22 protein-coding genes are annotated in these 22,660 nt (G+C 44.7%); 13 read left to right on the forward strand and 9 right to left on the reverse strand.

Going from position 1 to position 22,660, the window contains the following annotated elements:
• The first annotated feature begins 20 nt into the window (after nt 1-20).
• The 6 genes from rbfA to PR766_RS04035 all read left to right on the forward strand — a co-directional run bounded on the left by rbfA (nt 21) and on the right by PR766_RS04035 (nt 7,305).
• Nucleotides 21-431 (forward strand): 30S ribosome-binding factor RbfA, encoded by a 411-nt coding sequence (gene rbfA / locus PR766_RS04010; RefSeq protein WP_154636288.1) that lies wholly within the window; start codon nt 21-23, stop codon nt 429-431.
• On the forward strand, nt 431-1,384 hold the full coding sequence (truB, locus tag PR766_RS04015) for a tRNA pseudouridine(55) synthase TruB (RefSeq protein WP_154636287.1): 954 nt from the start codon (nt 431-433) through the stop codon (nt 1,382-1,384). The genes rbfA and truB overlap by 1 nt, the downstream gene beginning before the upstream one ends.
• A 114-nt stretch (nt 1,385-1,498) precedes the next feature.
• Entirely contained in the window at nt 1,499-1,768 is a 270-nt protein-coding gene (gene rpsO / locus PR766_RS04020; RefSeq protein WP_006657959.1) for a 30S ribosomal protein S15, read from the forward strand.
• Between the two features lie 279 nt (nt 1,769-2,047).
• The gene (gene pnp / locus PR766_RS04025; RefSeq protein ID WP_006662414.1) at nt 2,048-4,168 is read left to right on the forward strand and encodes a polyribonucleotide nucleotidyltransferase; all 2,121 of its coding nucleotides are present in this window, start codon (nt 2,048-2,050) and stop codon (nt 4,166-4,168) included.
• Between the two features lie 81 nt (nt 4,169-4,249).
• Complete coding sequence (gene nlpI, locus PR766_RS04030) at nt 4,250-5,167, forward strand: lipoprotein NlpI (RefSeq protein WP_006657957.1); 918 nt, start codon at nt 4,250-4,252, stop codon at nt 5,165-5,167.
• Nucleotides 5,168-5,337: 170 nt separating this feature from the next.
• Nucleotides 5,338-7,305 carry a DEAD/DEAH family ATP-dependent RNA helicase gene (locus PR766_RS04035; protein ID WP_006662415.1) on the forward strand — a complete coding sequence of 656 codons (1,968 nt, stop codon included), beginning with the start codon at nt 5,338-5,340 and terminating at the stop codon, nt 7,303-7,305.
• Nucleotides 7,306-7,374: 69 nt separating this feature from the next.
• Here PR766_RS04035 and PR766_RS04040 read toward each other — a convergent pair whose 3' ends face one another.
• Genes PR766_RS04040 through PR766_RS04050 form a run of 3 tightly spaced genes read right to left on the reverse strand, consistent with a single transcriptional unit; the run spans nt 7,375 to nt 10,201 of the window.
• Nucleotides 7,375-7,746, reverse strand: a complete 372-nt coding sequence (locus tag PR766_RS04040; protein WP_006662416.1) for a YjaA family stress response protein — start codon at nt 7,744-7,746, stop codon at nt 7,375-7,377.
• A gap of 23 nt (nt 7,747-7,769) precedes the next feature.
• Nucleotides 7,770-8,486, reverse strand: a complete 717-nt coding sequence (gene btsR, locus PR766_RS04045) for a two-component system response regulator BtsR (protein WP_006657953.1) — start codon at nt 8,484-8,486, stop codon at nt 7,770-7,772.
• 32 nt (nt 8,487-8,518) lie between these two features.
• Nucleotides 8,519-10,201 carry a sensor histidine kinase gene (locus PR766_RS04050; RefSeq protein ID WP_154636286.1) on the reverse strand — a complete coding sequence of 561 codons (1,683 nt, stop codon included), beginning with the start codon at nt 10,199-10,201 and terminating at the stop codon, nt 8,519-8,521.
• Nucleotides 10,202-10,648: 447 nt separating this feature from the next.
• Here PR766_RS04050 and PR766_RS04055 point away from each other — a divergent pair, with 447 nt between their 5' ends.
• From PR766_RS04055 to PR766_RS04065, 3 genes are read left to right on the forward strand one after another with little or no spacing between them, the layout of a single operon-like run.
• Complete coding sequence (locus tag PR766_RS04055; protein ID WP_006657950.1) at nt 10,649-11,620, forward strand: HlyD family secretion protein; 972 nt, start codon at nt 10,649-10,651, stop codon at nt 11,618-11,620.
• Between the two features lie 11 nt (nt 11,621-11,631).
• Nucleotides 11,632-12,777: an ABC transporter permease gene (locus PR766_RS04060; protein WP_006657949.1), complete on the forward strand. Its 1,146-nt coding sequence runs from the start codon at nt 11,632-11,634 to the stop codon at nt 12,775-12,777.
• Complete coding sequence (locus tag PR766_RS04065) at nt 12,777-13,934, forward strand: ABC transporter permease (protein WP_036963376.1); 1,158 nt, start codon at nt 12,777-12,779, stop codon at nt 13,932-13,934. The genes PR766_RS04060 and PR766_RS04065 overlap by 1 nt, the downstream gene beginning before the upstream one ends.
• Before the next feature lie 39 nt (nt 13,935-13,973).
• Here the strand turns inward: PR766_RS04065 and PR766_RS04070 are convergent, their stop codons facing one another.
• From PR766_RS04070 to ubiU, 3 genes are all read right to left on the reverse strand, one after another.
• The gene (locus PR766_RS04070) at nt 13,974-14,462 is read right to left on the reverse strand and encodes a hypothetical protein (RefSeq protein ID WP_006657947.1); all 489 of its coding nucleotides are present in this window, start codon (nt 14,460-14,462) and stop codon (nt 13,974-13,976) included.
• A gap of 216 nt (nt 14,463-14,678) precedes the next feature.
• The gene (locus tag PR766_RS04075; RefSeq protein ID WP_006662419.1) at nt 14,679-15,554 is read right to left on the reverse strand and encodes a U32 family peptidase; all 876 of its coding nucleotides are present in this window, start codon (nt 15,552-15,554) and stop codon (nt 14,679-14,681) included.
• Between the two features lie 41 nt (nt 15,555-15,595).
• On the reverse strand, nt 15,596-16,591 hold the full coding sequence (gene ubiU / locus PR766_RS04080) for a ubiquinone anaerobic biosynthesis protein UbiU (protein ID WP_006657945.1): 996 nt from the start codon (nt 16,589-16,591) through the stop codon (nt 15,596-15,598).
• Between the two features lie 379 nt (nt 16,592-16,970).
• Here ubiU and ubiT point away from each other — a divergent pair, with 379 nt between their 5' ends.
• Together ubiT and PR766_RS04090 are read left to right on the forward strand one after the other, a co-directional pair.
• Nucleotides 16,971-17,495 carry a ubiquinone anaerobic biosynthesis accessory factor UbiT gene (gene ubiT / locus PR766_RS04085; RefSeq protein ID WP_006662421.1) on the forward strand — a complete coding sequence of 175 codons (525 nt, stop codon included), beginning with the start codon at nt 16,971-16,973 and terminating at the stop codon, nt 17,493-17,495.
• Entirely contained in the window at nt 17,489-17,992 is a 504-nt protein-coding gene (locus PR766_RS04090; protein ID WP_006657943.1) for a GNAT family N-acetyltransferase, read from the forward strand. Before ubiT ends, PR766_RS04090 begins: the two co-directional genes overlap by 7 nt.
• On the opposite strand, the gene PR766_RS04095 is transcribed toward PR766_RS04090, so the two are convergent.
• On the reverse strand, nt 17,965-18,273 hold the full coding sequence (locus PR766_RS04095) for a GIY-YIG nuclease family protein (RefSeq protein WP_006662422.1): 309 nt from the start codon (nt 18,271-18,273) through the stop codon (nt 17,965-17,967). The genes PR766_RS04090 and PR766_RS04095 overlap by 28 nt on opposite strands.
• A 299-nt stretch (nt 18,274-18,572) precedes the next feature.
• On the opposite strand from PR766_RS04095, the gene PR766_RS04100 reads away from it, so the two are divergent.
• Both PR766_RS04100 and PR766_RS04105 read left to right on the forward strand, forming a co-directional pair.
• Complete coding sequence (locus tag PR766_RS04100; RefSeq protein ID WP_006662423.1) at nt 18,573-18,824, forward strand: DUF1471 domain-containing protein; 252 nt, start codon at nt 18,573-18,575, stop codon at nt 18,822-18,824.
• Between the two features lie 357 nt (nt 18,825-19,181).
• Nucleotides 19,182-19,619 (forward strand): YhbP family protein, encoded by a 438-nt coding sequence (locus tag PR766_RS04105; protein WP_154601388.1) that lies wholly within the window; start codon nt 19,182-19,184, stop codon nt 19,617-19,619.
• On the opposite strand, the gene nrdG is transcribed toward PR766_RS04105, so the two are convergent.
• Together nrdG and nrdD are read right to left on the reverse strand one after the other, a co-directional pair.
• Entirely contained in the window at nt 19,616-20,080 is a 465-nt protein-coding gene (gene nrdG / locus PR766_RS04110; RefSeq protein WP_036963274.1) for an anaerobic ribonucleoside-triphosphate reductase-activating protein, read from the reverse strand. The genes PR766_RS04105 and nrdG overlap by 4 nt on opposite strands.
• 31 nt (nt 20,081-20,111) lie before the next feature.
• Nucleotides 20,112-22,250, reverse strand: a complete 2,139-nt coding sequence (nrdD, locus tag PR766_RS04115) for an anaerobic ribonucleoside-triphosphate reductase (RefSeq protein ID WP_230086804.1) — start codon at nt 22,248-22,250, stop codon at nt 20,112-20,114.
• Nucleotides 22,251-22,660 lie beyond the last annotated feature (410 nt).

Consider the following 22,660-nt stretch of genomic DNA (forward strand, 5'->3'; position numbering starts at 1 on the left):
TATTGTCAGGAGATATAACGATGGCAAAAGAATTCAGTCGTTCTCAGCGCGTAGCGCAAGAAATGCAAAAAGAAATTGCGATTATCTTGCAGCGTGAGATCAAAGATCCTCGTATTGGAATGGCAACCGTTTCTGGTGTTGAGCTGTCACGGGATCTGGCATACGGTAAAGTCTTTGTTACTTTCTTTAACTTTGCGAATGAAAAAAGTGAAGAAGAGATGGTGGCTGACGGTATCAAAGCCTTAAATGAAGCATCAGGTTTCATTCGTTCATTACTGGGGAAAGCGATGCGTTTACGTATTATTCCTGAATTAACGTTTGAATATGACAACTCATTGGTTGATGGTATGCGTATGTCTAACTTAGTCTCAAACGTGATCCGTAGTGACGAAGAACGTCGTGCTGGTACAGATAATAAAGAGGAAAAATAATGGGGCGTCGTCGTAGCGGGCGCAACATTGACGGCGTTGTGCTGTTAGATAAGCCCACCGATATTTCCTCAAATGATGCGCTGCAAAAAGTGCGGCGCTTTTTCAACGCGAATAAAGCAGGGCATACGGGAGCACTTGACCCGTTAGCGACGGGTATGCTGCCGGTCTGTCTTGGTGAAGCGACGAAATTTTCACAATTTTTACTCGACTCAGATAAACGTTATCGGGTGATTGCGCGCCTTGGACAGCGAACGGACACTTCCGACTCCCATGGCGAAATTATCTGTGAGCGTGACATTACCTTTACCGCGAAGCAACTCGAAGAGGCTCTAGAGCATTTTCGTGGTGATACGCTGCAAGTTCCTTCCATGTATTCTGCGCTGAAACATCAAGGGCGCCCACTGTATGAATATGCGAGAAAAGGAATTACGGTAGAGCGTGAAGCGCGTCCTATCACGGTGTATGAACTTCAGTTTATTCGTTGGGATAACAATGAATTAGAACTGGAAATTCACTGCTCTAAAGGCACCTATATTCGTACTATCATTGACGATTTAGGGGAAATGCTTGGATGTGGTGCACATGTGACGTATCTGCGTCGTGTACAAGTGGCAAATTATCCTTACGATCGTATGGTCACTTTGGAGCAATTAGCTGCTTTACGGGCAAAAGTGGATGCGGGTGAAGGTTCGTTTGAATCCCTACTCGATTCCCTATTATTGCCAATGGATACCGCTGTGGTTCATTTTCCTGCGGTGAATATCACTGAAGAAACGGCTGCGTATTTTAAACAGGGTCAGCCTGTGCGTGGTGATGTCAAAGACCTTGCAGAAGGCGATATGATTCGTGTCACTTGCGGTTCAGAGCAGCGGTTTATCGGTATTGCTCTGATTAGTGAAGATGGACGTATTGCACCAAAGCGTTTGGTCGTTGAAAATGAACTGTCCGCATAATGGCGCTTATTGCTTTGCTGTCTTAAGCAGCGTAGAATGGCGGCGCTAAATCTTGAGATGCTAAATTAGAGATTGGCTCTCATCACTTAAATTTATATTATTTTGGAGTTTATTATGTCTCTAAGTACTGAAGCGAAAGCGAAAATCGTTGCTGAATTCGGCCGCGGTGAAAACGACACGGGTTCAAGCGAAGTTCAAATCGCTCTGTTAACTGCTCAAATCAACCATCTGCAAAGCCACTTTTCAGAGCACAAAAAAGATCACCACAGCCGTCGTGGTCTGCTGCGTATGGTTGCTCAGCGTCGTCGTTTACAAGCTTACCTGAAAGGTAAAGATATCGCACGTTACACAGCGCTGATCGAGCGTCTGGGTCTGCGTCGTTAATCTTGTCAGTTTCAGAGGAAAGGGGCCAAATGGCCCCTTTTCTTCTAAAAGTTAGTTGAAAGTTGAAGTAATACTCGAATTATACTTAACTAAAATGTTAAGCTATTATCGATAATTGACTGTTTTAATTAAAACCACTGAAAACTACATCCGATTCGCGCGGCTAATGAGAGGATTGATGATTGGAATATCAATCCTCTCATTAGTCGCGAGGCTGTAGTCAGAAAATAAACCATGCTACGTGAGAATCTCTCGTAGCCTTACAAAAAGGGTAATATTTTGTTAAATCCTATTGTTCGTAAGTTCCAGTATGGCCAGCATACCGTTACATTAGAAACCGGCATGATCGCACGCCAAGCAACGGCTGCGGTGATGGTAAACATGGATGACACCGCAGTATTCGTGACTGCTGTGGCACAGAAAAAAGTTAAAGAAGGGCAAGATTTCTTCCCTTTAACTGTTAACTACCAAGAGCGTACTTACGCAGCGGGTCGTATCCCAGGCAGTTTCTTCCGTCGTGAAGGTCGTCCTGGTGAAGGCGAAACCTTAGTTGCGCGTCTGATTGACCGTCCATTACGCCCTCTGTTCCCAGAAGGCTTCCTGAACGAAATCCAAATCATTGCTACCGTTGTATCTGTTAACCCACAAGTTAACCCTGACATCGTTGCGATGATCGGTGCATCTGCTGCACTGGCACTGTCTGGTGTTCCATTCAATGGTCCTATCGGTGCTGCACGTGTTGGTTTCATTAACGACCAATACGTTCTGAACCCAACTGCAGACGAATTAAAATCAAGCCGTCTGGATTTAGTGGTAGCAGGTACTGACAGCGCAGTATTAATGGTTGAGTCTGAAGCTGAACTGTTAAGCGAAGAACAAATGCTGGGTGCAGTTGTATTTGGTCATGACCAACAACAAGTTGTTATCCAGAATATCAACGAATTAGTGAAAGAAGCGGGCAAAGAGAAGTGGGATTGGCAGCCAGAGCCAGTTAACCAAGCTCTGCACGACCGTGTTGCTGCACTGGCTGAAAGCCGTATGGGCGATGCTTACCGTATCACTGAAAAACAAGAGCGTTATGCTCAAGTTGACTTGATCAAAGAAGAAGTGATTGGCGCGTTGGTTGCTGAAGACGAAAACGTTGATGTTTCTGAAGTGTCAGATATTCTTGCTCACTTAGAAAAACAAGTTGTTCGTAGCCGCGTAATCCGTGGTGAGCCGCGTATTGATGGTCGTGAAAAAGATATGGTTCGTGCATTAGACGTTCGTACTGGTGTTCTGCCACGTACTCACGGTTCTGCACTGTTCACCCGCGGTGAAACTCAGGCACTGGTTACTGCAACATTAGGTACAGAGCGTGATGCACAAGTTATCGACCAATTAATGGGCGAATACACTGACCGCTTCTTATTCCACTACAACTTCCCTCCATACTCTGTTGGTGAGACTGGTATGGTTGGTTCACCTAAACGTCGTGAAATTGGTCACGGTCGCTTAGCGAAACGTGGTGTGCTGGCAGTTATGCCTTCACAAGCAGAATTCCCGTACACTGTACGTGTGGTTTCTGAAATCACTGAATCTAACGGTTCTTCTTCAATGGCATCGGTATGTGGTGCATCTCTGGCTCTGATGGATGCTGGTGTGCCAATTAAAGCTGCTGTTGCGGGTATCGCAATGGGTCTGGTGAAAGAAGGCGACGATTTCGTTGTCCTGTCTGACATCTTAGGTGATGAAGACCACTTAGGTGATATGGACTTTAAAGTAGCGGGTAGCCGTGACGGTATCAGCGCACTGCAAATGGATATCAAAATCGAAGGTATCACTCGCGAAATCATGCAAGTTGCTCTGAACCAAGCTAAAGGTGCGCGCCTGCATATCCTTAGCACAATGGAACAAGCAATCAATAGCCCGCGTGAAGAGATCTCTGAATTTGCTCCACGTATTTATACCATTCGCATCAACCCAGACAAGATCAAAGATGTCATCGGTAAAGGTGGTTCTGTAATCCGTGCATTAACGGAAGAAACAGGTACAACGATCGAGATCGAAGATGATGGTACTGTGAAGATCGCTGCGACTGATGGTCTGAAAGCGAAAGAAGCGATTCGTCGTATTGAAGACATTACCGCAGAAGTTGAAGTGGGTCGTATTTACCAAGGTAAAGTGACTCGTATCGTTGATTTCGGTGCATTCGTTGCTATCGGTGGCGGTAAAGAAGGTCTGGTTCACATTTCTCAAATCGCTGACAAGCGTGTAGAGAAAGTGACTGATTACCTGCAAATGGGTCAAGAAGTTCCTGTTAAGGTGTTAGAAATCGACCGTCAAGGCCGTATTCGCCTGAGCATGAAAGAAGCTGTCGCTGGTGAAGAAGCTCCAGTACAGCAGGAATCAGCAGAATAAGCTGACCTAAAGTGTAGCGCCTGATAAACTTGGGCGCTATCAGCCTAAATTTGCTGACTAGTGGTAATGTAAGGGCGTAGTATGCAGAACTGTATTAACTTTCGTTTTTTAGATAGTCGCACCTTAGTTCGTGTGCTATCGGCGTTTATCTTTTTTATTATTATTGGATGTAGTAATAAAGATTGGCGTAAAAACGAGGTTTTCGCGGTTCCATTGCAGCCTTCATTGCAACAAGAAGTGATTCTGGCTCGTATGGAACAAATCCTTGCGAGCCGATCTTTAACCGATGATGAATACGCGCAGCTTTTATATGAGCGCGGAGTATTGTATGATAGTCTCGGTTTAAGGGCGCTGGCACGTAATGATTTTTCAACTGCGTTGTCAATCCGTCCGGATATTCCTGAAATCTTTAACTTTTTAGGAATATATTTTACGCAGGCTGGCAACTATGATGCCGCCTATGAAGCGTTTGATTCTGTTTTAGAGCTTGATCCAACTTACAATTTCGCGCGTATGAATCGTGGCATCGCATTATATTACGGTGGACGATACAAATTAGCGCAGGATGATCTGCTGGCGTATTATCAGATAGATCCAAATGATCCTTTTCGTACTCTATGGCTTTATCTCGTAGAAAAAGACATAGACCCGCGTATGGCGCAAGACAATCTTGCAGCCCGCTACAATCAAGCGGAGAAAGGGCAATGGGGCTGGAATATCGTAGAATTCTATCTTGGCAATATCAATGAAACAACATTGATGGAGCGTTTGAAAGAGACATCTACGGATAACACTTCGCTCGCTGAGCATCTCAGTGAAACTAACTTCTATTTAGGTAAGCATTACCTAAGTCTGGGGGATAAGGATAGCGCGGCTGCGTTATTCAAACTGACGGTAGCTAACAACGCACACAGCTTTGTTGAGCACCGCTACGCATTGTTGGAATTGGCGCTGTTAGGCCAAGAACAAGACGACCTATTAGAATCGGGCCAGCAATAGCTGACGAACATTTCTCTATCAATTCTTAAACCATCATCCATCATGGGTGAGGGTTTATTTGTTCGTTTAATAACACAATTTGAGCCAGTTCACATTTTAAATGATAATGACCGAAATGATTTTCGCTCCGTTATGTAAACTGGCCGCCATTAAGTATGAGGCACCTTTACATGACGACTGAGACCGATATGTCTTTTGCTGATCTAGGTTTATCAGCATCTATTTTGAACGCACTAAGCGACCTGGGATACGAAAAACCATCTCCAATCCAGCAGCAATGTATTCCATTGTTATTGGATGGTAACGATGTATTAGGTATGGCACAAACTGGTAGTGGTAAAACCGCTGCATTCAGCTTGCCATTACTGCACAACATCGACGCTGATCTAAAAGCGCCACAAATTTTAGTTCTTGCACCAACTCGTGAGTTGGCAGTACAAGTTGCTGAAGCAATGAGCGATTTCTCTAAACATATGAACCGTGTAAACGTGGTTGCCCTGTACGGCGGTCAACGTTATGACGTTCAGCTTCGCGCATTACGCCAAGGACCACAAGTGGTCGTAGGAACTCCGGGTCGTCTGCTTGACCACCTGAAGCGCGGTACTTTAGACCTTTCTAACTTGAAAGGCTTAGTATTAGACGAAGCTGATGAAATGCTGCGTATGGGCTTCATTGAAGATGTTGAAAACATCATGAGCCAAATCCCAGCAGAACACCAAACTGCGCTGTTCTCGGCAACAATGCCAGAACCAATCCGTCGTATTACTCGTCGCTTTATGAAAGATCCTAAAGAGATCCGTATTCAGGCGAGCATTACTACCCGTCCAGACATCGCTCAAAGCTACTGGACTGTTTACGGTATGCGTAAAAATGAAGCGCTGGTGCGTTTCTTAGAAGCTGAAGATTTCGATGCAGCGATTATTTTCGTTCGTACGAAAAACGCAACGTTAGAAGTTGCAGAAACTCTTGAGCGTAATGGCTACAACAGTGCGGCACTGAATGGTGACATGAACCAAGCACTGCGTGAGCAAACATTAGAGCGTTTAAAAGACGGTCGTTTAGATATCCTGATCGCAACTGACGTTGCAGCACGTGGTCTGGATGTTGAGCGTATCAGCTTAGTCGTTAACTACGACATCCCAATGGATGCAGAATCTTACGTCCACCGTATCGGTCGTACTGGCCGTGCAGGTCGTGCGGGTCGCGCATTACTGTTTGTTGAAAACCGTGAGCGTCGCTTGCTGCGTAACGTTGAACGTACGATGAAGCTGACTATTCCTGAAGTTGAGCTGCCAGATGCAGATCTGTTAAGCCAACGTCGTCAGGCTAAATTTGCTGAACAAATTCAACAGCAATTAGAAAGCAGCGACTTAGATCAGTACCGTTCACTGTTAGCGAAAATGTCTCCATCGGAAGATGTTGATATGGAAACCTTAGCAGCAGCATTACTGAAAATGGCTCAAGGCGAACGCGCTCTGATCCTGCCACCAGATGCACCGCGTCGTCCACGTCGTGAATTCAACGACCGTGATGACCGTCGTGGTAATGACCGTCGTAACAGCAACGGTAATGGTTTTGACCGTGCAGAACGCGGTGATCGTGGCGCTCGTCGTGAACGTCGTGATGTTGGCGATATGGAAATGTACCGTATCGAAGTGGGTCGTGATGACGGTGTTGAAGTTCGTCATATCGTTGGTGCGATTGCTAACGAAGCGGATATCAGCAGCCGTTACATTGGTAACATCAAATTGTACGGAACTCACTCTACAATTGAATTACCAAAAGGTATGCCAGCTGACGTGTTAACTCACTTAAGCCGTGCACGTATCCTGAACAAACCAACTCAAATGCAACTGATCGGTGATGCTCAGCCATTTGAACGCCGTGGTGGCGGTGAGCGTCGTGGTGGCCCACGTCGTGAAGGTGGTAGCGAAGGTGGCTTCGGTGCAGGTCGTCGCAATGACCGTGGTGGCGATCGTGATGGTCGTCGTGGCGGTGGAGACCGTGAAGGTTTCAGCGGCAACCGTCGTGGTGGAAATCGTGATGGTGCTAACCGTGGTGAGCGTGGTAACTCAGCGCCACGCCAAGAAGGTAACAATGCAGCACCACGTCGTCGTAGCAGCAGCCACAACGCATAATAGCGCTATCCAGCCACGTAAATGTGGCTGAGATAAACACAAAAAACCCGCATTTAAATGCGGGTTTTTTTATGCGTCTAATAAGGCTTTTGCTTGCCGCTGAGGCATGGGGAGAGTATCGCGACTGACGAGTACTTTTTTAATGCGGCGATTAAACGCCCCATAGACCATTTCTGTAAATAGGCGCTCTTCGACCAGACTGACACCCCCATCAATAATTTCAAGGGCTTGTACCAATACACGATGCCGAGAAGCGAAAGGGCGACGGACATTTAGTCCCATATCACACACCAATTGATACAGGACTGATTCAGCATTAAAAAAATCCCCGACGACCATTCGCTGGGTTGAAAACTCTCCGGTAGCACTATGCTCCTCGTGAGTATCAAGGTTTTTCAACGTCATCGAATTTGTCCGAATTTGCAGGTAAAAATCAGCCATAACCTCTTCTCCTGTACGATTCGCTAAATCAATCCTAGTGCTTCTTTTAATGGTTTTAAATAACGGCGACTAACCGGAATATGCTCTCCTGAGCATAGCACTAATTCAGCTTGCCCATTATCGCCAAATAAAATTTCACTGAGCTGTGTCATATTGACTAAATATTGGCGATGACACCGAACTAACGGTGTGCGCATTTCCAAGGTCCGTAACGTTAATTCAGTGAATCCTTCTTGCCCTTGGGTACTCATAACATAGACACCACTCATACGTGAAGTAACGTATTGTACGTCCTCTAATTTCATTAGATAAATTCGGCTGTGTCCGGTACAAGGAATAAACTTGAGTGGCTCGTTATTATCCAGTAGTTCTAAGTTTTGTTTGTGCTTGCCTTGTCGTAAACGCGCTAGGGTTTTTGCTAGTCTTTCGGGTTCAAGAGGTTTGAGGAGGTAATCGAACGCGTGTTCTTCAAAGGCTTGAATCGCAAATTCATTAAATGCGGTCAGAAAGACGATATGTGGGCGCTCTTCAGGATCCAGCATACGTACCATTTCCAGCCCAGTCACGCGAGGCATTTGAATATCTAAAAACACCACATCAGGCTTTTTTTTGTGAATTAAACTAATGGCTTCTATCGCATTGGCACACTCGCCAATAATTTCGATATCGTCATGTTCCTCAAGTAAACAGCGCACGTTTTCGCGAGCTAGGGGTTCGTCATCAACGATCAATACATTCATAGCGTTATAATCATTTATTATGTGCAATGTTATTAGGTGGACATGTAAGGTAAGCGAATTTTCACGCGGGTGAATTTTTCTGGTTCATATTCCACGCCGATCCCATATTTTTCACCATATTTCAGGCGCAAGCGTTTGTCGACTAAGCCCATTCCTAAGCCATCAGATTGCCCGCTTGGTTGGTATAAACCGGCATTATCTTCGATTTCAATATAGACATGTTCACTGCGAATATAGCTGCGTATTGTAATGTATCCGGTATTTAATAACTGTGAAGTACCATGTTTTATTGCATTTTCGACAATGGGTTGCAGCGTAAATGCCGGCAATTCTACCTGTTTGACTTCATCAGGGATGTCTAAATGGATCTGCAAATTTTCTTGGAAGCGGGCTTTTTCAATTTGCAGGTAGGCATTGATGTGCTCAATCTCTTCCCCTAATGTCGCATTCTGCTCTGGGCGTTTTAAGTTATTGCGAAAGAAGGTCGAAATATATTGCACTAACTGACCTGCTTGCTGGCTATCTTTGCGGATCACGGCTTGTAATGTATTCAGTACATTGAACAAGAAGTGCGGGTTGACTTGGGCATGGAGTAGTTTGACCTCCGATTGCAGCAAGGATTGTTTGTTGCGTTCGTATTGCCCAGCCAAAATTTGTGCGGAAAATAAGCTGGCGATCCCCTCACCGAGGGTACGGTTAATGGAACTGAATAAGCTATTTTTGGCTTGGTATAATTTGATGGTTCCAATGACCCGTTGATTCTCATCTCGCAGGGGGATCACAAGGGTTGAGCCAAGTTTGCATGAAGGGCTTAACGAGCATTTATACGGGGTTTCATTACCATCGGCATAAACCACTTCATTATTATCGATAGCCTGCCGTGATTGGATGGATGAGATAGGTGTGCCGGGAATGTGGTGATCGGAGCCTAACCCGATAAAAGCGAGAATTTTTTCTCTATCCGTAATGGCGACAGCGCCAATATCTAACTCTTGGTAAATAATTTTTGCCACCTTCATACTGTTATCAGCATTGAAGCCTTTACGCAGAATCCCTTCGGTACACAGAGCAATTTTTAAGGCTTGAGCAGAGAATGCGGTGGTGTATTTCTCAACGATAGCGCGTCTGTCGAGCAAAATGCGGATAAACATCGCGGCACCAACGGTATTGGCAATAATCATCGGCGCAGCAATATTTTTTACTAATTCATAGGCTTCATCGAAAGGGCGAGCAATGAGTAAAATAATCAGCATTTGGATGACTTCAGCGAAAAACGTCACGCAGCTGGCAGTCACAGGGTTAAAAATTTTATTAATTTCCCCCCGTTTCATATAGTGGCGATGCACCAGCCCACCAATTAAGCCTTCGATAATAGTAGAGATCATACAAGCGAAAGCGCTCATCCCACCCAAAGAGTACCGGTGGAGCCCACCAGTAAACCCGACAGCAAAACCTACCGCAGGACCGCCTAACAATCCGCCAAGTACAGCACCAATAGCACGAGTATTAGCTATGGAGTCATTGATATGTAAACCAAAATAAGTACCGATGATGCAAAATACGGAAAAAATCAGGTAGCACATCACTTTATGAGGTAAGCGAATGGTCACCTTAAGAAGTGGGGTGACAAGTGGCGTGCGGCTGAGCGCCCAAGCGATGACGAGGTAGACGCACATTTGTTGTAAGAGGAGTAATATTAGATCGAATTCGTACATGCTCGTCATATTTCACATTATGGGGGTGTTGACTACGTTCAGCCCCTCTAGTCACATACTTGTGTATGCTCCTAGAGGTATCTTCTCTTGTCGCCTACCCACAATGCGAACTATTTAGAGCATGGCTCGTCATATTTCACATTATGGGGGTGTTGACTACGTTCAGCCCCTCTAGTCACGTACTTGTGTATGCTCCTAGAGGTATCTTCTCTTGGTCGATTTAGCCATATACTTTTGGGGGATATTGTATCTTATTGGGCTGGTTAAGTAATCGTCATTTAATAATTAGTAAAACATCATTATTTGACATAAAGCCAAAAGCCCCTCAGACTAAAAAAATGACCTCAGAAGCGTGATTTTGCGCACAAATTTATTAACGCTCGTGTGAGTTTGTTGTCATAATAAAAAAGTAGTTTCCTCCGTTATTATTCAAGGCCCACATAAATAATGAAAAAAAGAACCATCATACTGATCTTGCTTATGCTGATCTTAATTGCTGCTGCGGCACTTTTTCATTCCCATAATCAATTTTTATTATTGCAAGGGGAAGTGGATGCGCCTGAAGTTATCGTGACTTCAAAAGCCAAAGGTAGAGTCATGGAACGCCATGTAGAACGAGGGGACGATGTGAAAAAAGGGCAATTGCTCATCACACTTGAGAGCCCTGAGCTACAAGCTCAATATGCGGCATTAAAAGCAGCGAAAGATCAAGCTCAAGCGCAACTCGATCAATCCTTAAATGGTACTCGTGAAGAGACCCTACGAGACTTGCAAGCGGCATTAGCCCAAGCCAATTCCCAATACCAAAATGCAGCTCGCGAATTTACGCGTTTAAGTAATCTTTCTGGTAAAGGCTATGTTTCTGCGAATGAACTGGATACAGCCCGTAAAGCAAAAGAGGTGGCTTTCCAGCAAGTTCAAAGTGCAAAAGCGCGTTTGGAAGAGGGAAAAAATGGTGATCGTATTGAGCTACGTCAACAATATGAAGCTGCGGTAAATCAAGCCGAACAGAAACTGGCTGAGCTCCAAGTTCAACTGGATGACTTGCAAGTTAAAGCCCCTGTTGATGGCGAAGTGGGACCAATCCCTGCGGAAATAGGGGAGTTATTTAATGCGGGTAGCCCATTAATTTCACTGATTAGTCTTCCTCAAGCATACTTTGTGTATAACTTACGTGAAGACATTTTAGTGGGTGTGAAAAAAGGGGATAAAATCGAATTAACCGTACCAGCCTTAGGGGACAAAACGGTTGAAGCAGAAGTTCGCTACATTGCACCAAAAGGGGATTACGCGACCAAGCGTGCGACTCGAGCAACGGGTGACTTCGACTTAAAAACCTTTGAAGTTCGTCTTTATCCACAACAACCGATTGAAGGACTGCGACCGGGGATGAGTGTCTTGTGGCATTGGGATAAATAACAGGTGACGCCATGAAATTAAAATTCGCTTGGCATGGATTCGAACATGCCTTTAGCCGCGAAACTCAAATGGCGATCCGCAGCCCAGTCTTTCACTGGCTGAGCTGGCTATTTCCCTTGATGCTTTTCACGTTAGTCAGTGCTAACTTTTCAGAGGGGACCCTGATGGATGTCCCTGTTTCCGTGGTAGATAACAATAACAGCCCTATTTCGCGTCAGATCATTCGTGACCTTGATGCTGGTCCACATGCGGATGTGAAAGCGATTGATGGCAACCTCGTGACGTCTATCAAGCAGTTGGGTAGCGCGAAAGATTATGCCCTATTGTACATTCCTCATAATTTTGAAGAAGATATACTGCGTGGACGTCAACCTGAATTACGTATGTATTACAATGCATTATTCTATGCATCCGGCAGTTACGCGATTCAAGATTTTAGTGGGTTAGTCGCGGAGCTTAACGCAAAATACCGCCAAGAAATGGCGAAATCAATGGGGCAAGCTTTGCCGCCATTGGCACAGGTCACATTGTCTTACGATAGTTTATTTAACCCAAGTGGTAGCTATATTTATTACCAGCAATTTGCTGCTACCATTCATATGCTGCAATTATTTGTCGTGACCGCCACTATCTATACGATGTCGCGGGGAACCATCTTACAGAGTGTGAAGCCTTTCTCTATGGCGTTGCTGGGTAAAATGGCACCGTATACGCTATTTTTCACGACATTACTGATAGTGGAGCTAGCAGCGTTAGTCTCTATCTTTGATGCAAAAGTTGTTGGGAATCCGTTGTATATGATGCTGGTGGGCTTTTTCTATGTGATTGCAGCACAAAGCATCGGGTTACTGCTATTTAGTTTTACCTCCAGTGCCATTATGGCTTACAGCTTAATCGGGATGTTGGTGAGTATCGCGCTAGCCTTTTCGGGGATGGCAGTACCGGAACTTTCCATGGTGTTACCTGCACGAATCATTTCTAATGCGGAGCCGCTCACCCACACCTTAAATGCAATGTTTGATATATTCTTACGGGAAATTTCGTTTGAACGTATTGTCGAAGTTTGTCTGTTTTTGTTGATTTACCCATTACTCACGGCATTTTTGATTCGTAAGCGTCTAGTCAAACGACTGGAAACCCAAGGAAGTATCGTATGATGACGGTCTATTTCGCGACGTTTAAAAAGGTGCTTTTAGGGATGCTGGAAAAGCCGATGTGGCTGTTGCTACTCGTGTCTTTATGCATCATGAGTTTGGTCTACGCGCGTCCTGTTCTGTGGGATTTACCGGTGGCGGTCATCGATATGGATCACTCTGGCGCGAGCCGTGAATTGATCCGCGATTTGGATGCCACACCCAAAGTGCAGCTACACAGCTATGATAATCTAGCGCAAGCTCGGCAGGATATGATTGCAAGGCAGCTATTTGCGATCGTGATTATTCCAACAGATTTTGAAAAGCATCTGTTGAGTGGGAAAAACATCACAGTACCTGTCTACGGCGATGCGACAAACCGTCTTGCCAGTGGGCAAATTCAGCAAGAATTATCGAAAGCCTATCAAACCTTACTGAGTGCGTATAATACCCAGTTATTGGAGAATGCGGGTTTCAGTCCCGAACAGGCTAAAGTGATTATTGCGCCGGTCAGAAGTGAAACGGAGGCATTGTTTAACCCCGGTATTAGTTTTGCCGCGATTATTTTCCCTGGCTTGTTAGTGATGCTGTTACAGCACTCCTTGCTGATTGCTTGTGTGCGGGTCAGCATCGCCATTCGTTCTACACCAAAAGGTAAGCCACCATTGGCTGTCTATCTGGGCGCTTTGTCTGCGCTGGTGCCAATCTGGTTGTTTCTTTCGACCGTATTCTTTGCACTGTGGCCGTGGATATTGGGTTATCGGCAAGAAGCACCACTGTACCAAATTTGGATGCTGACCTTCCCATTCTTACTCGCAGTCATTGGTTTAGGTAAGCTTGTGACAGAATGTCTACGCAGTGTTGAAATGATTTACCTGACATTGGCATTTATTACCACGCCGGTGTTTTATATGTCAGGAACAATTTGGCCGTTACAAGCAATGCCTGACTGGGTGCGAATGATAGCGTCTGCGCTGCCATCCACATGGGCGACGAATGCCATGGCAGGTATCAACCAAATGGGGCTACCGTTTAGCGATATCTTGATGGACATTGTGATGATGTTAATTCTTGGTGTGATTTACTCATTTATTGGGGTATTCATTGGCATGCTGCGAGATGGCGAACTACGCCACATTAGCCAGACTGTACATCGTTGGCGCAAACATCTTCATAAATAGTCAAAGAGAGGTTGGTTTCCAACCTCTTTTTTTATGCCATTATTCCTCGGCGAGGCTGAGGCTTAAATTGCACTCTTCAGGTGTTGAAACAGAGTATGTCCGTCCATTCGCATTGGTGGTGCCGTGATAGGCTTCACCGTTGCAGTCATTAATAATGATGTAGTTGACTGAAGAGAGGGGCAAATCATTTTCATCGGTTAAGAGGAAGCTCAGGTTGTAATCGTCTCCGCCGATTTGGGAATGAATATTGCCATTACTTTTGGCAGCGAGTCCTGCAATAACAAATGGACCTGTTTTATTCTCTTTGTCTAGTTTGCCAACCGCATTATCTTGGGTTCCTGCTACGATATGTGCATTTTCAGGCACTGCAATAATTTTCTTACCTTTAAATACCACACGATAATAGCCTGAGTCGGAATAACTGACGTCTTGATTTTTTTCGAGATCCGCTTTGGTGTATTCAAGGGACGTTGAGCATCCTGCTAAAAAGATTGTCATAACGAGTAGGGTGCGTTTTATCACGGGCATTTCCTTATAGGTCTGTGAGTTTGATTGCTTATCTAATCTACAGCAGTGCAATCAGATTCAAAGGAGATAACTCCGTATATCTTTGGGGCATATTCAGGTTATAGGCTTATTATTGAGGCTATACGGAATGGGAAGTCATTAGCCATTATATGAAAGCTAATTGACGGTGGGAATGAAGCCGCGTTGATCAGACCGCCCTCATTCCCATCAAGAGTATTATCCTGCTAGCGTCAATCCGGCAATATTACGCCAATAGCCATTGCAGCTTTGCTCTGGGATAGTCAGGGGGGATTGCCCGTGTTGATTAGCTTTAAACTGTTTAATCACATTAAGGGATTCAAGGTCTTCTGGGGAAACGCGCACAATGTCCACCAAATCTCGCATTGATGAAATATCGTTACCTAAGTTATAGCAGTAGCCACTCAGAGTTTGGATGCCGTTCAGTGTGAAAACTTGCTGCTGTTCTTGTGACAGCACTTTGCGCCCTTGAGGATAATTGATGCAGCAGGTTTCACACTCATCTTTTTGGCGGTTTTCAGAGCGAGCCGTAAAACAGCGGGCAGAATAGGCAAGGGGCAGATGACCGTAGCTGAAAACCTCAACCTCAAATTTATCGCGAATACCAAGGTCTTCACATTGATTGAGCAGATTCACCAGCCAATCACGGGAGAGCTCAACAGGCATACACCAACGTACCATCCCTTGACGCAGCAAAATATTCAGGGAAGGGGCGTTATAGCAATTGAGCCCATGACCTGCCACAAACGGCAATTTACGCTCTGTTAGCATGTTGATGACGCCAAAATCGTGAGCTTCAATCATAAACTCACCATTATCAACTAACTTACTGATTTCTTTAAGTTCAGATGGCGCTTGTAGTAGAGCAAGCGTGCTGAGAATAATTTGTTTTCCGCTTCCTGCGAGTTGCTTGGCAAGGTCAATCCAATCATTGGGTTTCATGTCTCGGCGCTTGCTGCACACGGTTTCCCCGAGATAGATAATGTCTGCTTCACTGTTTGCCGCATGCTGATAAAAATCATGTAAGGTTGATGTTGGCCAATAGTAAAGCACTGAGCCTAATGCATATTTCATTGTCTTACCCATTCTCTATGCTGGTGAATAATGCGCATCCGTTACTGCCATTTACGATGATAAGCGCCAAGGGTTGTTTGACTGCCTTCAGAAAGGTCACCAAGGGCTTTAAGCCATCTAGGATCGGTTACAAAACCCTCGGGATTGGTTTTATAACGGTTAATTGCCTGACGCCAAATTTTAGTGACTTGAGTTACATAGGCGGGGCTGCGTTGGCGTCCTTCAATTTTCACTGACGCAATATTGGCGCGCATTAGCTCTGGTAATAGCTCAATCGTGTTGAGGCTGGTGGGCTCTTCCAGAACATGGTATTTATGGTCATCCACTAAATAGCGCCCTTTACACAGCGTTGGATAACCCGCATTTTCATTTTTCTGGTAGCTGTCAATCAGTACCTCATTTAAACGCGACTCCATACCCTTATCAGTGTGCTGCCAGCGAACAAAACGGGCGGGAGAGCAAGCTCCAACAGTATTAGGTGACTCCCCTGTGAGATAGGAAGAAAGGTAGCAGCGACCTTCAGCCATGATACACAGGCTGCCAAAAGCAAACACTTCTAAGGGAACTGGGCTGGTTTTGGCGAGTTGCTTCACTTGGTGAATCGACAGTACGCGAGGTAGCACCACGCGGTGAACTTGGAAATTGCGTTCATAGAAACGGATAGCTTCAGTATTCGTGGCGGATGCCTGTACAGAGACATGGCGTTCAATATGCGGGTATTTATTGGCGGCATATTCTAATATCGCAATATCGGCGAGGATCAGTGCATCCGCGCCTAAATCAGCCGCTAAATCCACGGAGTTCTGCCAACGTTGATAGCCATCAGGGTGGGCAAACGTGTTAATTGCGATATGTAATTTACGTTTACGTTGATGAATATAACGTTCTGCTTCATGCAGATTTTTTTCTGTAAAATTCAATCCTGCAAAATGACGTGCGTTGGTATCATTTTTTAGACCGATGTACACCGCATCGGCACCATTATCAACGGCCGCTTTCAAGGCAGGTAAATTCCCAGCTGGGCAGAGTAATTCCATTCGCGTTGTCTCTGTATAAAAATTTAGCAATTGGTCATTCTAGTCAACAGGTCAGATTGAGGTTTTGATTTAGCGCAGAGAAGCTTGGAATGTTGCAGGCAAGATGATTATTTCGTGACTATTATAAAAGTGTAGGAATTATTGAAAATAAATATTGGCGAGATGGATAAAGATTGATATAGGATCGGTATCATCACGTTATTTTTTGGCAAAATATGTCCATATATCGGATAAATGGCGATATATCTCTGTATATCTTTATATCTACACATCAATGTTATCTATAATCGTCCACATTATAGGTATTAAAATTGCCCAAGCGGCTACTTATCCAGTAGCAATGCCCAATGGACAGATAATTGATACGGGAGTTAGCACTGTGTTTGGTAAAATTCGTTCTCAACTGATCACCCAAGGTCCTTCATTTTTGAAGTTTCCTTTGAAAGTGACCCCATTTGTCGTACAGCGTCAAATACTCGAACAACTATTAAGTTGGCAGTTTCGTGAGTCTGTCAAAGAAGGCGAACTCGATTTTCTGGAAGGGAAATGGCTGAAAGTTGAGGTTCGGGATTTAGAGCTGGTTTGGTTTATCAGCTTACAAGAGGGTCAGCTGGTGGTTCAAAAACAGGCTGAACCTGATGTGAGTGTCAGCGGCAATGCGAATGACCTCGTATTGATCGCGGCACGTAAAGAGGATCCAGATACGCTCTTTTTCCAGCGCCGCTTGGTCATTGAAGGGGATACTGAATTAGGTTTATACGTTAAAAACTTAATGGATGCCTTTGAACTTGAAAATATGCCAGCACCATTGCGTTTCGGCTTACTGCAACTCGCTGATGTGATTAAAACTGTACAAGACAATGAGGACGCAGAGCATAAAACGCCAGCGTTAACTTCATGCTAATCCGTGTAGAAATTCCGGTTGATGCCATGGGTATCGACACGCTATTGCGTGAAACGTTTCCCACTGAAGGGGAGGCTGATCTTGTTCAGCATCTTCGTGAAGATGGGCTATTAACCCTCGGTGTCGTAGCAACCAACGATGACGGTGAAGTGATTGGTTATGTTGGTTTTACACCTGTCGATGTCAATGGTGAAGATGTTCAATGGGTGGGACTCGCGCCATTAGCCGTCAAAAAAGAGTACCAAAGCCAAGGTATTGCGGAAAAACTGGTCTATGAGGGGTTAGATAGCCTCAACGAGTTTGGTTATGGTGCTGTTGTGGTATTAGGCGATGAAGGCTATTACGGACGTTTTGGTTTTGAACCCGCTTCAAATCATGATTTGCGTTGCCAATGGCCAAGCTTGCAAAAACACTTTTTAGTCTATGGACTCGAAAATGGCGCGATTGACCAACATAAAGGCGAAGTCACTTACTCATCGCACTTTGATAGCGTGTAAGCCGCTAAATAATGTTGCAAATCATCAGGCTGGTCAATGACCAGCCTTTCTTTTGCCTGTTTACTCAACTGTTTGACACGATATTCTAACCGAGACGCCTCAGCGCGATCCCCTGCTGTACAATGAAACACTAACGTTAAAGGGGCTTTGCCTTTTAACGCTTTAGCCCCTATCCCCGATTCATGTTGTTTAAATCGCCGCGGAACATCCGTAGTAATCCCACAATATAAGGCGTTATTTTTTTGCCGAATCAAGTAAAGCGACCAATTACGCGATGTCATTTCGTTTTTCTTGCGATTAAATTTAGCATTCTGTGCTGATTTATAAGGGAAATTCAGTTGGCTTGCAGCGAATTTTCTCGTGAACATTAATGTTTATAACATACTAAATTATAAATAAAAAATGATATAAAGCTGTCACAAATTTGCAACCTCAATATAGGTTTGCATTCAAAAAATTTGAATAACTATAGCAAAATTAGCTAATTTTCATCTCTAAATAAAGCGCATAGTATGATCCATATCACAGGGAAACACGAAAAACCCCTGTTAATTTCAAACATACAATGAGGAAGTTTACCATGAAAAAATCAACATTATTTGCTGCTGCTTTAGCTTTAGGTGCTGTATCATTTGGTTCAATGGCGGCTGAAGAAGTTAGACAATCTAGTGAGCCTGCTGCGGGTTATGTGACTGTAAGTGGTGCTGCTGGCGTCAATGACCTGACTGCACAATTAGCCAAAAAAGCTGATGAAGCTGGCGCAAAATCTTTCCGTGTGATTTCTGCAAGCGGTGAGAATGAGATGAGTGGTACAGCAGCAATCTACAAATAATTCTACTCGTCAGATTTACTCGTCATACTTCGAGCCGCAGCGTTGTTGGCTGCGTTCACTCCCACTAGTCACATACTAGTGTATGCTCCTAGCGACTCGTTCGCTTGCCGCCTAGCTACAACTCGAATTATTTAGAGTAAAAGCGAGGAGGAGAAGAGGAACTAGAAGGGAAGTATGGTCGATTTTGAGCAGTAGCTTCGAGTGCTAGCATTGCTGATATAGAACCTTATGTTAGGTGCAATTCGAATGAGTAAGTTATAGTAGTGCGAACTAAGTACAGATAACGTTCAGAACAGCTTAAGCACGCCCAGCCATCTTTATGGGCGTGTTCTGAACGGTCTAACATGGACATTCGCAATGACACCCGAAAGCACCTTACTACATATCCAGCGCTATATTGCTCGCCAACACGTTTTTTCCCTGTTTACCTCCTACCAAGATGATATTTGGGCTGCCAGTTGCTACTACGCGTTTGATCGCCAAAATATGCGTTTAATTTTCATGACATCCCCAGATTCACAACATGGTCAGCTCATGCAAGCAAACCCTCGTGTCGCAGGAACGATCTCTGCACAAACTAAGCAAGTGGGCAAAATTCAAGGTGTTCAATTTGTTGGGGAAATTCGCCAATTTGACGGTGAAGAGGCTGATGCGCAGAAAGCATTTTATTGCCAGCGATTCCCTATTGCCATAGAGGCGAAGCTGCCGATGTGGCAGCTCCAGTTACAGACAGTGAAAATGGTGGATAACACATTAGGGTTTGGTACCAAACTCCATTGGTCGCAAGATATTTAACGTAGCCGATGAATGACTTGGTTGCTGCTACCGCGCCATAACAGCGCGGGGTCATACAGTTCCTGTTCAAACTTTCCATCAATCAGCGTATTCACAAAGCTGACGACTTTCTGCTGTTCCAGTGTTAGCTCATCAAGTTTATAGCCTGTCCACATCCAGATATCTTTGTCTGGGCAGACGGCTTTCACTCGCTTCACCAACCGCAAGATGGCTGGCAAATTAGCGGGATGCAAAGGATCGCCTCCTGAGAGAGAAAGTCCTTGTCGGCGAATACGCGTATCCTGCAAGTCTTGGATAATTTGGTCTTCCATTTTTTGGGTAAAGGGAATGCCAGAGTCCACTCGCCACGTACTTTGGTTATAGCAGCCGCGGCATTGGTGGACACACCCTGCGACAAACAGTGTGCAGCGTGTACCGGGTCCATTAACTACATCCACAGGATAATATTGGTGATAATTCATACCATTTGTCCGAAGTTAACCTATGCGTTCATTAACCAAGCTGACCATTTCCTAAGTGTTTGATACGGCGCTTCACTTCTTCTTGTTTACCCGCATTAAATGGTCGTGCATCTGGGCTACCTAAATAGCCACATACGCGGCGGATCACCGAAACACGGTTAGTATCGTGGTTGCCGCAAGCTGGGCAGGTAAAGCCCTTGCTCGTACAAGAAAACTCCCCAGAAAAACCACAGTCATAGCATTCATCGATAGGGGTATTCGTCCCGTAGTAAGGAACATGCTGATAGCTGTAATCCCATACATCCTCAAGAGCTTTGAGGTTGTGCTGTAAATTCGGGTATTCGCCGTAACAGATAAAACCGCCGTTAGCGAGTGCTGGGTACGGCTGCTCAAAATCGATTTTATCGTAAGGATTTACCTGTTTTTCGACATCTAAGTGGAAGCTGTTGGTGTAGTAGCCTTTGTCTGTCACGCCATCCACGACGCCAAATTCGGCAGTATCTAAGCGGCAGAAACGGTCACATAGGTTTTCACTCGGCGTGCTGTATAAGCTGAAGCCATAGCCTGTCTGCTCTTTCCAGTCATCGGTAGCTTGGCGCAGACGGTTTACGATAGCCACGGCTTTTTCGCGTAATTGCTCACTGTCATACACATGGGTATCGATGCCAAATAGGGCATTGATAGTTTCGTGTAATCCAATATAGCCTAATGAGATAGAAGCACGCCCATGTTTGAAAATTTCGGCCACGCTATCATTGGCTTTTAAGCGAACGCCACAGGCGCCTTCCATGTATAAAATAGGTGCGACACGGGCTTTGACATTTTCTAAGCGAGCAATGCGAGTCATCAGCGCTTTTTTAGCGATAGCTAAACGCTCATCAAGTAGTGCCCAGAATGCATCTTCGTTACCTTGGGCTTCCAGCGCAATTCGCGGTAAGTTTAGGCTGATGACACCGAGGTTGTTGCGACCATCATGGATTTGTTTGCCATCTTCTTCATAGACGCCCAAGAAACTGCGACAGCCCATCGGTGTTTTAAAGGAGCCCGTGACATCAACCACGCGATCGTAATTGAGGATGTCTGGATACATACGTTTGCTGGCGCATTCTAAGGCTAACTGTTTGATGTCGTAGTTAGGATCACCGTATTTGTGGTTCAATCCATCTTTGATGGCAAACACGAGTTTTGGGAAAACGGCGGTTTTACGGTTTTTGCCCAGTCCCGCAATGCGGTTTTTGAGAATAGATTGCTGGATAAGTCGCGCTTCTTGGGATGTGCCTAACCCAAAGCCAAAGGTGACGAAGGGGGTTTGCCCATTTGCGGTATGCAGTGTATTCACTTCATACTCTAAGGACTGGAAAGCATCGTAACACTCTTTTTCAGTGCGACTTTGGGCATAAGCCTCGGCATCAGCAATTCCCCACTCTTTGGCGACTTTTAGGTGTTTTTCATGGCTGATAGCCACGTAAGGCGCCAAAATTTCATCAATTCGGTTGATAGTGGTACCGCCATAAATATGGCTAGCAACTTGAGCGATAATTTGTGCTGTAACGGCAGTGGCAGTCGAAATGGATTTTGGTGGCTCAATTTCAGCATTTCCCATTTTAAACCCATTGGTTAACATACCATCAAGGTCGATGAGCATGCAGTTGAACATAGGGAAAAATGGGGCATAGTCGAGATCATGATAGTGAATTTCACCTTTTTCATGAGCTAGAACGACATCGCGAGGTAAAATGTGTTGTTTCGCGTAATGTTTAGCGACGATCCCTGCCAATAAGTCTCGTTGAGTCGGGATGACTTTACTGTCTTTATTCGCATTTTCATTGAGTAAAGATAGGTTACTTTGCTCAATTAATCCGCGGATTTCGTGAGTCAGTTGGCTGCGCTTTTCGCGTTCGCTATCTCTATCATGACGATACTCAATATAGGCACGTGCCAGATCTTTATAAGGTCCAGACATCAGCTGGTTTTCGACAGCATCTTGGATTTCGGCGATATCCACTTTTTCTCGATGACACAGTTGTTCAGAAACAACCGTAGCCACTTGCAGACAATAATCATCATCTTTGACATCTACCGCTGCAGCTGCACGTCGCACAGCTTCTTGAATGCGCGGGAGATCAAAATTGACCTGACAACCATCTCGTTTTATAACCACCGTTTTCACTGTCTTACTCCTTATTAATTCCCTCACAGGACTGGCGATAGCGTCCATTATCTTTTATCAGTATGGGGCATCCCTGTGAAAGAAATGTGAATTTTTACTACATGTAGTGTCTGGTGAATTAATTAAAGCACAATATGTAGGATATTGCCTTTTTTTAGCTGACGGTAATTTGATTTAAAACAAGGAAAAAAATAATTTGTATGAATATCAAAAGTGCAGGCAGTAATTAAATTATGCGTTCGATAATTTAGTGAGCCATAAGGTTAGGTGGCGGATATATCCAAGGGGCTATCGTGGCAAAACGTGACGAAGAGAAGAAAATCGCCTTGAGATACAGTGAATAACCTGAAAGTTGATAAGTATATTTAGAATGAAGCTAATAAAAAAAGCCTGCTGACAATGTGTTAGCA

It is taken from the genome of Providencia sp. PROV208, assembly GCF_028479465.1.
Lineage (GTDB): Bacteria > Pseudomonadota > Gammaproteobacteria > Enterobacterales > Enterobacteriaceae > Providencia > Providencia alcalifaciens.

What these genes read in the sequence shown, in the direction of transcription:
- PR766_RS04095 (WP_006662422.1), bottom strand. Translation starts at nt 18,273, where the DNA reads ATGACATCGCGTAATTGGTCGCTTTACTTGATTCGGCAAAAAAATAAC.
- truB (WP_154636287.1), top strand. Translation starts at nt 431, where the DNA reads ATGGGGCGTCGTCGTAGCGGGCGCAACATTGACGGCGTTGTGCTGTTA.
- PR766_RS04040 (WP_006662416.1), bottom strand. Translation starts at nt 7,746, where the DNA reads ATGGCTGATTTTTACCTGCAAATTCGGACAAATTCGATGACGTTGAAA.
- PR766_RS04100 (WP_006662423.1), top strand. Translation starts at nt 18,573, where the DNA reads ATGAAAAAATCAACATTATTTGCTGCTGCTTTAGCTTTAGGTGCTGTA.
- PR766_RS04035 (WP_006662415.1), top strand. Translation starts at nt 5,338, where the DNA reads ATGACGACTGAGACCGATATGTCTTTTGCTGATCTAGGTTTATCAGCA.
- nlpI (WP_006657957.1), top strand. Translation starts at nt 4,250, where the DNA reads ATGCAGAACTGTATTAACTTTCGTTTTTTAGATAGTCGCACCTTAGTT.
- nrdG (WP_036963274.1), bottom strand. Translation starts at nt 20,080, where the DNA reads ATGAATTATCACCAATATTATCCTGTGGATGTAGTTAATGGACCCGGT.
- rpsO (WP_006657959.1), top strand. Translation starts at nt 1,499, where the DNA reads ATGTCTCTAAGTACTGAAGCGAAAGCGAAAATCGTTGCTGAATTCGGC.
- ubiU (WP_006657945.1), bottom strand. Translation starts at nt 16,591, where the DNA reads ATGGAATTACTCTGCCCAGCTGGGAATTTACCTGCCTTGAAAGCGGCC.
- PR766_RS04070 (WP_006657947.1), bottom strand. Translation starts at nt 14,462, where the DNA reads ATGCCCGTGATAAAACGCACCCTACTCGTTATGACAATCTTTTTAGCA.
- PR766_RS04055 (WP_006657950.1), top strand. Translation starts at nt 10,649, where the DNA reads ATGAAAAAAAGAACCATCATACTGATCTTGCTTATGCTGATCTTAATT.
- PR766_RS04060 (WP_006657949.1), top strand. Translation starts at nt 11,632, where the DNA reads ATGAAATTAAAATTCGCTTGGCATGGATTCGAACATGCCTTTAGCCGC.
- PR766_RS04050 (WP_154636286.1), bottom strand. Translation starts at nt 10,201, where the DNA reads ATGTACGAATTCGATCTAATATTACTCCTCTTACAACAAATGTGCGTC.
- btsR (WP_006657953.1), bottom strand. Translation starts at nt 8,486, where the DNA reads ATGAATGTATTGATCGTTGATGACGAACCCCTAGCTCGCGAAAACGTG.
- PR766_RS04105 (WP_154601388.1), top strand. Translation starts at nt 19,182, where the DNA reads ATGACACCCGAAAGCACCTTACTACATATCCAGCGCTATATTGCTCGC.
- rbfA (WP_154636288.1), top strand. Translation starts at nt 21, where the DNA reads ATGGCAAAAGAATTCAGTCGTTCTCAGCGCGTAGCGCAAGAAATGCAA.
- PR766_RS04090 (WP_006657943.1), top strand. Translation starts at nt 17,489, where the DNA reads ATGCTAATCCGTGTAGAAATTCCGGTTGATGCCATGGGTATCGACACG.
- PR766_RS04075 (WP_006662419.1), bottom strand. Translation starts at nt 15,554, where the DNA reads ATGAAATATGCATTAGGCTCAGTGCTTTACTATTGGCCAACATCAACC.
- PR766_RS04065 (WP_036963376.1), top strand. Translation starts at nt 12,777, where the DNA reads ATGACGGTCTATTTCGCGACGTTTAAAAAGGTGCTTTTAGGGATGCTG.